Origin of the sequence: Clostridium aciditolerans (assembly GCF_016316925.1) — a bacterium.
Classification (GTDB): Bacteria; Bacillota; Clostridia; order Clostridiales; family Clostridiaceae; genus Clostridium_AM; species Clostridium_AM aciditolerans.
The window spans coordinates 14,652-29,134 of sequence record NZ_JAEEGB010000040.1; the positions used below are offsets into that span (position 1 = coordinate 14,652).

At 34.4% G+C, this 14,483-nt stretch carries 16 protein-coding genes; 2 read left to right on the plus strand and 14 right to left on the minus strand.

Annotated elements, in window-relative coordinates; all coding sequences use genetic code 11:
• The first annotated feature begins 216 nt into the window (after window positions 1-216).
• Complete coding sequence (cooS, locus tag I6U51_RS21615; RefSeq protein ID WP_211144636.1) at window positions 217-2,136, plus strand: anaerobic carbon-monoxide dehydrogenase catalytic subunit; 1,920 nt, start codon at window positions 217-219, stop codon at window positions 2,134-2,136.
• Between the two features lie 115 nt (window positions 2,137-2,251).
• Here cooS and I6U51_RS21620 read toward each other — a convergent pair whose 3' ends face one another.
• From I6U51_RS21620 to I6U51_RS21640, 5 genes are all read right to left on the minus strand, one after another.
• A complete protein-coding gene (locus I6U51_RS21620; RefSeq protein ID WP_211144637.1) occupies window positions 2,252-3,451 on the minus strand; it encodes an FprA family A-type flavoprotein in 1,200 nt (399 codons plus the stop codon).
• Window positions 3,452-3,494: 43 nt separating this feature from the next.
• On the minus strand, window positions 3,495-5,402 hold the full coding sequence (locus I6U51_RS21625; RefSeq protein ID WP_211144638.1) for an acyl-CoA dehydrogenase family protein: 1,908 nt from the start codon (window positions 5,400-5,402) through the stop codon (window positions 3,495-3,497).
• A gap of 236 nt (window positions 5,403-5,638) precedes the next feature.
• Window positions 5,639-5,791, minus strand: a complete 153-nt coding sequence (locus I6U51_RS21630) for a YvrJ family protein (RefSeq protein ID WP_211144639.1) — start codon at window positions 5,789-5,791, stop codon at window positions 5,639-5,641.
• Window positions 5,792-5,812: 21 nt separating this feature from the next.
• Entirely contained in the window at window positions 5,813-6,031 is a 219-nt protein-coding gene (locus I6U51_RS21635; protein ID WP_211144640.1) for a DUF2922 domain-containing protein, read from the minus strand.
• Between the two features lie 148 nt (window positions 6,032-6,179).
• The gene (locus I6U51_RS21640) at window positions 6,180-6,404 is read right to left on the minus strand and encodes a DUF1659 domain-containing protein (RefSeq protein ID WP_211144641.1); all 225 of its coding nucleotides are present in this window, start codon (window positions 6,402-6,404) and stop codon (window positions 6,180-6,182) included.
• Window positions 6,405-7,020: 616 nt separating this feature from the next.
• On the opposite strand from I6U51_RS21640, the gene I6U51_RS21645 reads away from it, so the two are divergent.
• A complete protein-coding gene (locus I6U51_RS21645; protein WP_211144642.1) occupies window positions 7,021-7,509 on the plus strand; it encodes a DUF2127 domain-containing protein in 489 nt (162 codons plus the stop codon).
• Window positions 7,510-7,602: 93 nt separating this feature from the next.
• Here I6U51_RS21645 and I6U51_RS21650 read toward each other — a convergent pair whose 3' ends face one another.
• The 9 genes from I6U51_RS21650 to I6U51_RS21690 all read right to left on the minus strand — a co-directional run bounded on the left by I6U51_RS21650 (window position 7,603) and on the right by I6U51_RS21690 (window position 14,335).
• A complete protein-coding gene (locus I6U51_RS21650) occupies window positions 7,603-8,013 on the minus strand; it encodes a GNAT family N-acetyltransferase (RefSeq protein ID WP_211144643.1) in 411 nt (136 codons plus the stop codon).
• A 439-nt stretch (window positions 8,014-8,452) separates the two neighbouring features.
• Window positions 8,453-8,797 carry a phenylpyruvate tautomerase MIF-related protein gene (locus tag I6U51_RS21655; RefSeq protein ID WP_211144644.1) on the minus strand — a complete coding sequence of 115 codons (345 nt, stop codon included), beginning with the start codon at window positions 8,795-8,797 and terminating at the stop codon, window positions 8,453-8,455.
• A gap of 61 nt (window positions 8,798-8,858) precedes the next feature.
• The gene (locus I6U51_RS21660) at window positions 8,859-9,014 is read right to left on the minus strand and encodes a hypothetical protein (RefSeq protein WP_211144645.1); all 156 of its coding nucleotides are present in this window, start codon (window positions 9,012-9,014) and stop codon (window positions 8,859-8,861) included.
• A gap of 325 nt (window positions 9,015-9,339) precedes the next feature.
• Window positions 9,340-9,969 (minus strand): SOS response-associated peptidase family protein, encoded by a 630-nt coding sequence (locus I6U51_RS21665; RefSeq protein WP_211144646.1) that lies wholly within the window; start codon window positions 9,967-9,969, stop codon window positions 9,340-9,342.
• Window positions 9,970-10,224: 255 nt separating this feature from the next.
• The gene (locus I6U51_RS21670; RefSeq protein ID WP_246517597.1) at window positions 10,225-10,893 is read right to left on the minus strand and encodes a cyclase family protein; all 669 of its coding nucleotides are present in this window, start codon (window positions 10,891-10,893) and stop codon (window positions 10,225-10,227) included.
• Window positions 10,868-12,355, minus strand: a complete 1,488-nt coding sequence (zwf, locus tag I6U51_RS21675) for a glucose-6-phosphate dehydrogenase (protein WP_211144647.1) — start codon at window positions 12,353-12,355, stop codon at window positions 10,868-10,870. Before zwf ends, I6U51_RS21670 begins: the two co-directional genes overlap by 26 nt.
• A 99-nt stretch (window positions 12,356-12,454) precedes the next feature.
• Window positions 12,455-13,354 carry a phosphogluconate dehydrogenase (NAD(+)-dependent, decarboxylating) gene (gnd, locus tag I6U51_RS21680; protein WP_211144648.1) on the minus strand — a complete coding sequence of 300 codons (900 nt, stop codon included), beginning with the start codon at window positions 13,352-13,354 and terminating at the stop codon, window positions 12,455-12,457.
• Between the two features lie 277 nt (window positions 13,355-13,631).
• Window positions 13,632-13,868, minus strand: a complete 237-nt coding sequence (locus I6U51_RS21685) for a hypothetical protein (protein ID WP_211144649.1) — start codon at window positions 13,866-13,868, stop codon at window positions 13,632-13,634.
• A 74-nt stretch (window positions 13,869-13,942) separates the two neighbouring features.
• Complete coding sequence (locus I6U51_RS21690; protein WP_211144650.1) at window positions 13,943-14,335, minus strand: hypothetical protein; 393 nt, start codon at window positions 14,333-14,335, stop codon at window positions 13,943-13,945.
• Between the last annotated feature and the right edge of the window lie 148 nt (window positions 14,336-14,483).

Sequence of the window (14,483 nt, forward strand, 5' to 3'; positions counted from 1 at the left end):
TAAAATGCTGAATATATGGCGAATAGTACTCCTGGTATAATTACTGCTAAAATTACTATTATCTAAATATCCTGTATTTACGATTAATGTGCATTATACGAATTATAACATTAAGTTATGTCTAAACCATACAAAAACTAATCATGTATAATTAAATCCATAATAGGAAAATTTACTACTAGTACTAATATTAATAGTTAAAGGAGTAAATGTCTTATGAGTGAAACTATATTAGAAAAATCAGAAGGTAGAGTAAGCTATCATGATTCCGTAGAAGAAATGCTTAAAAGAATTAGAGAAGATGGAATGTCTAATGCATTTGACAGATATGCACAGCAGGAGAAAATCAGATGCAAGTTTTGTCTTGAAGGTTTAAGTTGCCAACTATGCTCAAATGGCCCTTGTAGAATAAGTGAAAAAACAGGTCAGACTAAAGGTGTCTGCGGAATAGCTGCTGATGCAATGGCAATGAGAAATTTTCTTCTCAAAAACATAATGGGAGCAGGTACATATAGTCACCATGCCTATGAGGCATTCAGAACATTAAAAGCTACAGCTGAAGGAAAAACTCCATTTAAGATTACAGATGTAGATAAACTTAAATGGATGTGTGAAAAAGTAGGTATAGACACAAATCAAGAAATTAATGATATGGCCATAGAATTAGCTGTTCTACTTGAGGATCAACAAAGGATTGGTGTGGAAGACAATAATATTATGGTTGACGCCTTTGCTCCAAAAAAGAGAAAAGAACTATGGAAGAAACTAGACATATATCCTGCAGGAACAGTACATGAAGAACAAAATTGTGTTGCCAGTTGTCTTACAAATGTAGATGGAAGCCATGTTTCTTTAGCAATGAAAGCTCTTAGACTTGGTATAGCTACCATATATAATACTCAGATAGGACTAGAAATGGTTCAAGATATATTGTTTGGAACTCCAAAGCCACATGAAGTTAATATGGATTTAGGAGTCATGGATCCAGAGTATATAAATGTAGTGTTTAATGGACATCAACCTTGGCCTGGAGTTGCTACCATATTAAAAGCAAGAACACAAGAAGTTCAAGAAAAAGCAAAAGCTGCTGGAGCTAAAGGCCTTAGAGTAGTAGGCTCCATAGAAACAGGTCAAGAGTTATTACAGAGATTCGAAATGGATGATGTATTTGTAGGTCACATGGGAAACTGGCTTACTATAGAACCATTACTAGCTACTGGTGCTGTAGATGTCTTTGCAATGGAAGAAAACTGCTCACCTCCAGCTATCGATATGTATGCTGAGAAATATCAAGTAACCTTGGTATCTGTAAGTACCATCATTGACTTGCCAGGAATTAGTGAAAAGATTCCTTACGATCCTTCACAAGTTGGTACCATGGCAGATAGATTAATTGAACTTGGTATAGAAAACTTTAAGAAGAGAAAAGAGAGAGGAATTCAACCGATGGTTCCTAAAAAAGTTCAAAAGGCTATAGCTGGTTTCTCTACTGAAGCTGTTTTAGGTGCCCTTGGTAATAAGCTCGATCCATTAGTAGATGTAATAGCTGCTGGAAAGATTAAGGGAGTTGTGGCTCTTGCAAACTGTTCTACCCTAAGAAATGGTCCTCAAGATTGGGTAACAATAAATCTTACAAAAGAACTTATAAAGAAAGATATATTAGTTGTTAGCGGCGGCTGTGGAAACCACGCTCTTGAGGTTGCGGGATTGTGTACAGTAGAAGCAGCTAACGAGTTAGCTGGTGAAGGATTAAAAGAAGTATGTAATATGTTAAAAATTCCTCCAGTACTAAGCTTTGGTACTTGTACCGATACCGGAAGAATATCTATGCTTGTTACTGCTCTTGCAGATCATTTGGATGTTGATGTATCTGACCTTCCAATAGCTGTTACTGCCCCAGAGTGGATGGAACAAAAGGCAACTATAGACGGCATTTTCGCATTAGCTTATGGAGCTTATACTCATCTATCTCCTACTCCTTTCATGACAGGAGCTCCTCAGCTAGTAGAGCTTTTAACTAACAAAGCAGAAGATGTAACAGGTGGAAAAATTGCATTAGGCGATGACCCTATTGAAGTAGCCAATAATATAGAAGCTCATATTATCAAAAAAAGAAAAGGTTTAGGATTAAGTTAGCAGTTAAAAAAGTTTATTATCTGTTATAGTCAATGTAGTAGATAAACATACACCAAAAAGGATCGGCTCACGGATTTTGTTCATGAGTCGGTCCAAAATTATATTTTTTCTTAAATTATTTCATTGACTCAATAATGCTGTCAGCAAGGTCATTCATTGAATTTCCATCATCTTCTTTCATAGTGGAGTTCAAGGATACCTCATTGTCTAAAATAGTCATTTCCTTCATCTCATCTAAAAGTTTACGCATTAATTTGCCAGATTGGGGAGCCCAGGAGCCATTTTCTATGAGAGCAAAAGTACGTTTTTGAAGGTTTAATGCCTTCATATCCATTATATAATCCAGCATCGGTGGGTAAATTTTTAAGTTATAGGTTACAGAGGCAAGAACCACATGACTATATTTGAAAGTCTCGGAAATCAAATATGATACATGAGTTTTTGAAACGTCATACATAACCACATTGGTCATTCCCTTTTTAACTAACCTTGTTGCCAGATCGTTAGCAGCAGCCTCAGTATTGCCGTACATTGTTCCATAAACAATAACTACGCCCTTTTCCTCAGGCTCATAACGACTCCACTTGTCGTACTTATCTAGCAAGTAGCCAAAATCATTACGCCATACCGGTCCATGCAGCGGACAGATAACCTTGATATCGATACTGCTTGCCTTTTTCAGCAGAGCCTGAACATGAGGACCGTACTTGCCTACAATATTTGTATAATATCTTCTGGCATCGTCAATCCAGTCCCGGTCAAAGTTAACCTCGTCATTAAAGAGCTTACCATCCAAAGCACCGAAAGAGCCAAAGGCGTCAGCGGAAAATAGTACTCCGCTTTTAGTATCATAGGTTACCATAGCTTCTGGCCAATGTACCATTGGAGCAGCCACAAACATAACCTCATGTTTTCCAAAGGACATAGTATCGCCTTCTTTGACTTCTATTACTTTGTCATCAATATGAAAACCAAACTGACGCATAAACATAGAAGCTTTTTCTGTGCATACAATCTTTACATCCGGATAACGAAGAATAATCTCTTCAATACAGGCTGCATGATCCGGCTCTACATGGTTGATTACCATATAATCTAAAGTTCTGTCCTCTAGAAGAGCTTGAACATTCTCAAGGAATTGACGGCAAAGTGACCAGTCCACCGTATCAAAGAGTACGGACTTCTCATCTAAAAGTAGATAAGAGTTATAGGAAACACCTCGTGGAATCGGATGAATGTTTTCAAAGAGAGCAAGGCGACGATCGTTGCCACCAACCCAATAAAGATCTTCTGTTATCTCTCTAACACAATACATAAATTCAATCCTCCTTTACGCTAAATACACATTATTATAGGAATCAGACTTCTATAAACATATCTTTTTCTTCACCACAATCAGGGCAAGTCCAGTCTTCTGGCACATTTTCAAAGAGAGTACCAGTCACTATTTCGCCTTCAGGATCTCCCAGGCCAGGATCATATTCATAACCGCATCCGTTGCAGACATAATGTTTCCAAGTTGGAGCAGCCTTCTTCGGAAGGGCTCTCTTCATCTTCTTCATTGGTGGAGCCTCTTTCTTTGCTTCTCCATTGTCTAAAGCAGCAGTGAGTATTGGCAGGATTTCCATTATATCTCCAACTATGCCGTAGTCTGCGTTCTTGAAAATTTTCGCATTAGGGTCAATATTTATAGCAACAATTGTGGAAGCATCCTTTATACCTTTCAAATGCTGACCTGCGCCTGAAATACCACAGGCAATGTAAAGATTTCCACTGAACTTTTGACCAGACATGCCAACATAACGATTCAGTGGTACATATTTAAGAGTTTCAGCTACTGGACGGGATGAACCTATAGCTGCTCCGGCTTGTACTGCCAGGTCTTCTATAAGTTTCATATTTTTCTTTTCCCCTATGCCTAGACCTACGCTGACTACCCTTTCAGCCTTACTAATAGGAGTATCTATAGGAATTCCAATGGTGAAATCATAACCATCCGCCTTAAGAGCTTCTATAAGAGCATTAACTCTTTCTTCGGCAGTTCCGTCTTTGAAAATCACTTTCTTACGATAGCCTGTAGCAGGTTCACCTTTAGAAACTTTAGCTGCACCCTCGGTCTTTGGCATCTTACCGATTATGTGAGAAGAAATAATAACACGCTGAATTTCATTAGTTCCCTCATATATTGTACAAATCTTAGCATCTCTGTAAGCACGCTCAACTTCCATGCCTTTCAGATAACCGCTTCCGCCGAATATTTGAAGGGCGTCATTGACAATCTCAAGACAAACGTCAGATGCGTATTGTTTAGCCATAGCTGCTTCCATACTGTAACGCTCATGATTTTCTTTCAGCTCTGCCGCACTATAAACAAGTAATCTAGCTGCCCTGAGCTTTGTAGCCATATCCGCCAGCTTAAAAGCTATAATCTGTTGCTGGCAGATAGGTTTGCCAAATTGAACTCTTTCTTTCGAATATTCTAAAGCCTTCTCATAAGCGCCTTGTGCGATACCAAGAGCCTGAGCAGCAATACCAATACGACCGCCATCCAAAGTGGACATAGCAATCTTGAAACCTTCTCCCTCCTTACCCAAAAGGTTTTCCTTAGGAACTTTCACGTCGTTGAAAATCAACTGTGCAGTGGCAGAAGAACGAATACCCATCTTGTCATAATGTTTGCCGAAGCTAAAGCCTTCCCAGCCCTTCTCCACAATAAAGGCGCTGATGCCGCGAGTGCCTATATCTGGTGTAGTAACTGCAAAAATAATGTAAATATCAGCCTCTCCTGCGTTAGTGATAAATATCTTTTCACCATTTAAAATATAATAATCGCCTTCTAAGACAGCAGTGGTCTCCGTACCGCCAGCGTCACTACCGGCATTTTCCTCGGTGAGACCGAAGGCTCCGATTTTCTCTCCCTTTGACAGTGGAATCAAGTATTTCTTCTTCTGCTCTTCTGTTCCGTAAGCGGCAATTGGATATGACCCCAAAGATGTGTGAGCGGAAAGAATTACACCTGTGCCACCGTCCACTCTTGATAATTCCTCAACGGCGATTGCATAGCTGATTACATCCAGACCTGCTCCGCCGTACTCTTTCGTATATGGTATCCCCATCATGCCCATATCAGCTAACTTACGAATGGCTTCTGATGGGAATTTATTTTCCTGATCCAGCATAAGTGCAATAGGTTTAATTTCCTCTTCAGCAAACTCTCTGATTTTCGTTCTCAAATTTTCATGTTCTACCGTAGTCTTAAAAGACATATATTTCCCTCCTTTTGATTAACATATTTTCAAATATATTTACTTAATGTATATATTTGCCTCCAAATTTATTATATCTATCAAAAGTTTTAGTTAGAACCTTAACTCGAACTCATTTTGGTTAATACCAAAGGAGCACCTTACTCCGCTGTCACCCTCCTTTGTCATATGCTTTGTGCAGGAAATTCAAACAAAAAAGTGAGTACAAGAATCTTTTGATTCTTATACCCACTTTTTTAAGATGCATTAGATTTGTTTATAACGTTGGAAAGATTGTTTATGCTCTGCGTTAACACTTCAAGCTTGCCTTCTAATCTTACAAGCAGATATACAGAAACTGCTATCGGAAAACCAAGATTGCCAATCATGTTTAACAGATCATTATTCATAAAGCATGTCTTCCTTTATGGTTATTTCACTGATAAATCAGTGCTGTTTTTATCTTCAATATGTGCTGAGTCCTTAGCTTTTAAATCTCCCCCAGTGGTTGCAAATATATTTTTTGCAAGTATTACATCCATAGCAGCCTTTACTTCTGCCTCAGTAACATCTTCCTTTACATTACTCACCCTTATAGCAGTCTTTTTACCGGACTCATTTAAAAAATTCATAACTAATGTTTTACTCATTACACACACTCCCCCTTTATTTCTTATTCTGAACTTAGATACTTCAATTTTTAGAGGACAGAGAATTTTGAGCTTCTATAATAGTTTTCCGACGTAAGGAAGAAAACTAACTTTCACTGTCAACTGTCAATTGTCCTCTGTCAACTGATTAAGCGTTCATTATTCCACTTTGGTCTTCTCTTATGACTTCATCTAAAGTCTTTCCAAGAAGCTTGCCAAGCTCTGCGGACACGTCATATATATCCTGCTCTGTTGCTGTGGTTTTCACCTTTGAGAACCTCTGTTTTTTAATTATTTCCTTTCCTTTTTCATCTACACCATCCTTATATTTTAGTACTAGTGCAGTCTGCAATTTTGTTGCTGTTGCAGCCATATTTATCATCTCCCTTCACTTAATATATATACAGTTAGGAGAGATGTAGGAAGTGGGATAATAACTTTTTTGGATTCTGGATTATGTTAATTATCCAATTAGTATTATAATTAAGTATGAAAATGGTTATCTGAATTAAAACTATTATCATGCAAATCATAAAAGTATAATTATGATTAAAATAATCACTAAGATGATTTTCGTTTTATCCGATGACTTACCCGCTCTAATACTCCCATCGCACTCTGTGAAAGCGATTCACACAAAATCAGAGATTTTGGTTCTCTGCTTGCACTCTGTGAAAGCGATTCACACAAAATCAGAGATTTTGGTTCTCTGCTTTTCTTCAAGTGGGAGTAAAGAGTGGCTATGTCCCTGGATAACGACTTCTAAGCTTCAGATGGAGGTTATTAACGGGCAGAATTGCCCAGTGGTCGCAGACAAACTCCACCTGAAGCCAAGAATTCTGTTTATCAAAATATGTGGATATACAAACATTCTTATGATAAAATATCAGTGAAAATCACATAATTAACATTAAAGGTTATTTATGTTTTATGAACAAGAGTTAAGTAGAAAATTTATATTTTAAGTGTTTACTAAACGAGGTGAGATTTTGAATAATATTTTTAATAAAAGAAATGTACATGTTACTTTCCGTGTTGGTATAGTTTTAAAGGCTTTATACGATATAGGGGAAATTTTGTGCGGTATTTTTTTGATTTTTCTAACCCCTGAAAGAATGAGTAAGCTTATAACATTGATATCAAAAAACGAATTAAGTGAAGATCCGAAAGACTTTTTAATGAATTATCTTGTTGCGTTCAGCCATACCTTCTCACACAGCATGCAGCATTTTACTTCTTTTTATTTATTGTCACATGGAATAGTTAAAATATTGGTTTTAATTCTTTTATGGAGAAAAAAGCTATGGGCGTATCCACTGTCTGTTGTTATATTTACCGTTTTTATAATTTTACAAATGCAACGTTTCAGCCAAACTCATTCAATTGTTCTTCTGTTTTTGACCTTTGTTGACCTTATCATGATTATGCTAACCATTTTAGAATATAAAAATATTAAAGCTGATAGTTCAACAAAGTAGCATAAGTTTTGTTTTAAATAAAATTAAGGGGACTTCATTTGAAGCTCCCTTAGATTCGTAAAAATTTACTATTCCGTCTTAGAGACATATTGATTAAGGCCTATTAAACATAAATTTATAACAATCCTCTTCTTTAAATCCACACTTTAAATACAATTCTTGAGCATTTTTTGTCCAAAGAACCTTATTTGTATCTTTTATACTTGGATGGTTATTTATAAAATCAATTAGTTTTTTACCCAAGCCCTTACCTCTATATTTCTCATCAATGATTACATCTAATATTAAACTATAAACAGCATAATCGCTTACAACTCTCGCAAATCCAATTTGCATATCAGTGTGATAAATAGAAAAACAAAGAGAAGTTTCAATTGTTTTAGTAATAATTTCAGTAGGTCGATTTTTAGCCCAATGGGACTGCCTCAACAAACTGCAAACCTCATCTAATTTAATTCGAGTAGTATTATCCGTAAATATATACTCACCTTCTATGATTTCCATAACCTGAAACTCCTTCCCAAAACTTTATAAAATTAATCAAGAGTGTAGGACTTGTTAGTTTTACAATAAGAATATTACGTATTTTAAGAAAAATGCGTTTATATTATCCCTCTATGATAAAGACAATACCAAATATTAATTACTAATGCGATACATGTGATTACTATAATTCCAATTGCTAAAGGCAATGTTATTTTCCGAGAATGTTTACTAATCCAGTAAAATATAATGGCATCATTCAATACAACAACTAATACACCTCTGATAATAAGCTCTTTTAAAATAGTCATTAATATTAAGCCACCTTTTTTAAAATATTATAAATAAATCTAATGCATATATGTAGCTTATCAAATTAGAACATAATTTATTACTTCTGTATACTTTGATCGCTAATTTGTTCTAAAATATTTTTCATCCCCTGTGCATGGTCAGACTTTTAAAACATTTCTCCATTAAAGCCCCAGTCGCTAACTTCACTAAATGTTATGTATATACTGTCCTTTGGTATGTTAAGTTCTTTTTCATAAAGGCAGCATATCAAATCAGTTACTTTATTCTTGTACTGTCTTTCTGTAGTTCCAAATATTTTTACTTCAATGAAAGCAGCTTTTTCCATCTTCTTTCCTCTGAAATAGATTGTTTCATTGTCGTCAAAGCTTACCATAAGCCACTCTTCAGATTTTCCTGGAATTGCTGCAATAATTTCTCCCATTTGGCTCTTTAAGTTTTCCTTGTCTTGATCTGAAAGTTTTACTGTTAATTTTGAATTTATGTATGGCATAAATATTCACCTCATTTTTTATATTTATATAAATCTATTTAGGTTCTACCCAAATAATTATTTATCTATTTCTTATGACTACTTCTGGTTCTACAGGTTTTACTCTAACTCTAACTCTTTTAACTCTAGGAATAATGACTCCAATACCTGTATACTCATATAATTTTCTGTTTAAAATTTCTAATATCATTCTTACATTTTCCAATACATTATCCATATTATATTTCTCCTCTAATTTTATTAAAGTCTGTAAATATATAATAAAAGATTATTGTTACAGTATTGTGTCAAAATTATTAGAATTATAATAAGTATTATATGATTTCCTAACAGGCTTTCTAGAATAATTATCCTCTACTAAAGAAATATATTTCTCATATCCTTCTTCTTTCATTTTATCCGATGACTACCTGCTCTAATACTCCCTGTTCTCAAACAGGGAGTAAAGAGCAGCTATGTCCCTGGATTCGTTCAACTAAGAATCAGGTGGGGTTAAAACCCCATCTGATTCAAGTTTCACTTTATTTAATCATTTTTAGTTTTCAAATAAAATCATACATTGAGAGCTGCTTACTCCCGTCTACTGGAGCTATGTTTAAATTAAAACAATTACTATTTTCTAGTTTTTCTTTAAGTTTTAATGTATTGTTTGGAGATTCTAGCAGCCACTCATCTTCCTCTTCTTTTTTTATAAACACAGGCATTCGGTTATGAACTTTACTCATATGTTCATTGGCTGCACGAGTTAAAATAACAACTCCAAAATAAGGATTATTATTTTTATCAATGAAATTGTCATATATTCCTGCCATAGAAAAAATCTTAGTATCCTTCAAAGAAATTTTATATTTATCCTTGCCCTTCTCTCTATTATGCCATTCAAAAAAAGCATTAGCTGGAATGATGCATCTGTTATTGAAAAAAGCCTTTCTGAAATTTTGTTTTTCGGCTACTGTTTCAATCCTTGCATTTATTATTTCTTTATTTAGGCCTCTAATCTGATATCCCCATCTAAAAAAGTCTAATTTTTTTCCTTCATTATTAAAAATTATAGGGATATTGGTGCCAGGGAATATTTCACCCTTTGAATAGGTTATGTTCTTTGTATTCTTTATTCCGTACCTTACCATTATATCTTCTATATCATTTTCAATATAAAAACGTCCACACACGATAATCACCACTTTTCATTAAGTTATTTGTAAACATAAAATAAAACTATTAAGAATACATATACTTCTAATGTGTTTATTATATCATTTTTACCCTTTGTTTGTTCAAACTCAAATGAGTCCTTTGAATATAATCAATATCAGGTATTTTATTCTCCGAATCCAGAATATCATATATCAGTTCATCAATTTCATGTACGCTTCCTAAATTAACAAGCCGCATAGTAATTTGGTAAACTATGCAGCTCTTTATTATTAAACTGTTGTCTTTTCTATTAAAATAGCCCTTGCCGGTGCTGCTTCTACACCACTGATTTTAAGAGGGAGAGCACATAGCTCATATTCTCCTTCATTAATATCCTTAAGTCTAAGACCTTCAATAATTGTTATCCCATTCCCGAGCAGAACCTTATGAGTGTAGTGCCCCTCTTGATCTCTCTCTATCCCCAAAGAATCTATTCCAACACCTTTTATCCTGCGGTCTCTTAGATACATAGCTCCACTATCCTCAAGGAACACAAATTTAGAGTCAAAATCTTCCCTATAGGAATTTTTAGTTTTCAATATGATAAAATCATCCACATTTATTTCTTTAGCAGCCAAATCATCCGCAGTGATCCTGTCTGCAACATTAGTAAAATCCAAAACCTTACATTTTGTAACTGTTGTTTCTATATTAAACTGATCCATATTCGAACCATTTTCTATCATATGAAGAGGTGCATCTATATGAGTTCCCGTATGCATATCCATCTTTATACTTGATTCATAGGCGCTGCTGTTTGAAAAATCCTGATTAACCGTAATAACAGGCCTTTTTATATCCTTATTTTTATACACTGTCATTTCAAAATTTATGTCCATTGATATATCATGTATCTTCATATAATTCTCCTTTCTATATGTTCCACCAATTTCGTCCATCTTTCTTTAGTAAATCATCTGCTTCATCAGGTCCCCAAGTACCTGAATTATAAATAGGTAAATCACTCTGAATATTTTTCCATACCTTAGATATGGCATCAACAAACCTCCAGGAATATTCCACCTCATCCCATCTTGTAAATAGGGTTGAGTCCCCTTTCATTACATCGAAAATAAGCCTTTCATATGCTTCCGGCGAATTGTTCTCAAGATTACAGTTCTGACAGAAGTCCATTTGAATAGGTATTATTTCATTCTCTACTCCAGGCTTCTTACCATTCATCTGAAAGTAAACCCCTTCACAAGGTTGAATTTTTATACCTAATAGGTTTGGCTCTAAATAATCAAATTCTTTGAAATATAACACTTTATCCAAAGACTTAAATTGTACAACAATTTCAGTTGATTTATTAGCAAGTCGCTTTCCTGTCCTTATATAAAAGGGAACTCCAGCCCATCTGTAATTTTGTATATGAAGCTTCATGGCAGCAAAAGTTTCAACATCAGAATCTATTGCTACTTTTTCTTCTTCCCTATATGCTAAAACTTCATTATTACCAATTATACCTTTTCCGTATTGGCCTCTTACCATGTTTTCCTTAATATATTCCGGAGTTACACTTTCAATGGATTGGAGCACCTTCACCTTCTCATCTCTGATGTTTTCAGTATTGAGACTGGCAGGAGGCTCCATAGCTATCAGTGAAAGGAGCTGAAACATATGGTTTTGTACCATATCTTTAAGTGCTCCTGATGATTCATAGTAGCCTCCTCTATTTTCAACTCCTACAATTTCGCTTGAGGAAATTTGAATATTATCAATATACTTGCTGTTCCAGAGGGATTCGTATACTACATTAGCGAATCTTATAACCATTATATTCTGTATCATTTCTTTTCCAAGATAATGATCTATTCTATAAATATTTTCTTCACTAAAGGCTAAAGTTATCTTTTCATTTAGATAAGCAGCTGATTGTAGGTCTCTCCCAAAAGGTTTCTCGATTACTATTCTCCTATGACTATTTTCCTTGGCATTCATACCATAAAGTTTTAATTTATCAACTATTGGTTCGAAGTGCTCAGGAGAAACAGCAAGATAGTAAATTCTATTTCCATTTGTTTTATATTTTTCATCAAGATTTTTCAATACATTATTGAGTCTTATATATCCATGGTTATCCTGAAAGTCAAATTCTAAATAATATATCCTACTTTCAATGCCCTTCCATATTTCTTCTTCCATAGGGAACCTAGAGTATTTTTCTACTGATTGTTTGACCTGATTCCTATATTCTTCATCAGTTAAAATTCTTCTTCCTATGGAAACAACAGCAAAATCCTCCGGCAACATTTGCTGGTATGCAAGATTATATAAAGCTGGCATGAGCTTCCTATGAGTTAAATCTCCTGTTCCACCAAATATAACTATAATGCATGACAGATCCACATTTTGATTCAAATTTACACCTCCTTTTAGCCTTTTAACCCACTCGCTCCCGCTCGCAAGTTGCCCGTTAAAGGTCATTTAGACCTTTAACTTCGCTACATAAGGAGGGCACTAATCATTTTTCTTGGTTGCGTGTCCTCCAAATTCATTCCTTAGTGCAGATACGACTTTCCCTGTGAAAGTATCTTCTTGTTCTGATCTGTACCTCATAAGCAATGATTGTGTTATAACTGTTGCTGCTACTTTAAGCTCCAATGCTTCTTGAGCAGTCCATAAACCTTCGCCGGATGAATACATAACGCCCTTAATTGCATCTAACTGAGGATCTTTTCTAAAAGCATTCTCGGTTAATTCCATAAGCCATCCTCTAATAACAGATCCATGATTCCAGACTTTTGCAACCTTTTCAAAGTCCAAGCTAAATTGAGATTTTTCTAATATTTCAAAGCCCTCTCCTATAGCCTGCATCATACCATATTCGATACCATTATGGATCATCTTTACGAAATGCCCTGAACCATTTGCTCCTGTATGCAAATATCCATTTTCAATACTTATATCTTTTATAAAGGGTTCAAGAAATTCAAAGACTTCAGTTTCAGCTCCTATCATAGTGCAGGCCCCATTCCTAGCCCCCTCAATTCCTCCACTAGTGCCTATGTCAACAAAATCTATTCCTTTACTCTTAAGATAATTATATCGTCTTAATGTATCCTTATAGTTAGAGTTACCTCCATCTATTACTATGTCCTGTTTACTTAATAGAGGAACTAGCTTGTCAATCATTTCATCTACAGAATTGCCCGCAGGTACCATCAACCATATGACTCTTCTTCCTTCTAATTTCTTGACTAGTTCCTCAATGCTATATGCTCCAATTAGCCCTTCCTTTTCTGCTTCTTTTACCTTTTCCAAGGTTCTATTGAAAACTACCACATGGTGGCCATGTTCTCTTGCATTTAAAGCTAAATTATAGCCCATTCTTCCGAGTCCAATTATTCCTAATTTCATTTTTATCCTCCTAACACATATGAAGTATAAAAAATTATACTCTTATAGGAAATATTTTAGTACATAAAATAATGTATTATTCTTATTTTATGAACAAAAGCAATAAACAATTGTATCAATATGTTATACACAGGTAGAAAATAAATTAGCCTATATCTCAAATTACCATGTAAAGTAAGATATAGGCTTTATTTTAAAGAAGGAATACCTTGGAAGAAGTATGCTTCTTTCTATTCTAACAAACTGCCAAAAAATATGTCCATAATGCTGTACTCAGCTATTCTGGCTTTTCTATAAGACTTATTTTTAACTTATAAGGTTCTGTAAACATATCGTATGTGGAATTCTCAATTAAACAATGTTTAACAGTAAACAAAAATCCATTGTTAACAGGATAATCTACTTGCTTGCTATTCAGTATTACAAGTATTTCATCATTAGTTAATTCCTTTTCCATATTATTATCTGTAAGTACTTTTCCACTTGCATCTTTATATTGAAATACCACTTTCATAGCTTCTTCTCCTTTAAAAATTGCTTTTACCTTTATTATAATTCGTAATGTAGAATATAGACTTGATGGAATTACTAAGACTTTCCTCTAAATTCAGTGCCACATTTTTTACAGGTAATAACCATCTTCCCCTTCTTTCTAGGGACTCTAAGCTTTTGAGAACATTTTGGACATTTAAATATTTTATAATCACGGAATTCCGAAACTGAATATTTATGTCTATAGAATTTTTGCTTTATAGCAAAAAGATAGTCTTCAAATACTACTAACTCTCTATGTCTTTTATATTTATTCTTTGAAAAGATCCTCCAGGTTCCATAAATAATTAAGGCATATCCTAACATAATAGTATATCTACTAATTGAAAATATACATCCTGTAACAATCAAGTACTTAGAAAGCCTATCAAATCCATTTGAATCTCTTAAATAGTATGCAATTTTGTATAAATAATTTCTAAAGTTCAATTAAATGTTCCTCCTTCTGTAATAACTGAGAATTAATTCATATATTGCTGAATTTCTATGAATACAGGTTAGCATATAGAGTATATATCTACAATAAGTTTTATATTAATTTTTAGCAAATTTTTTTGTGTAAAATCTAAATAAAAAT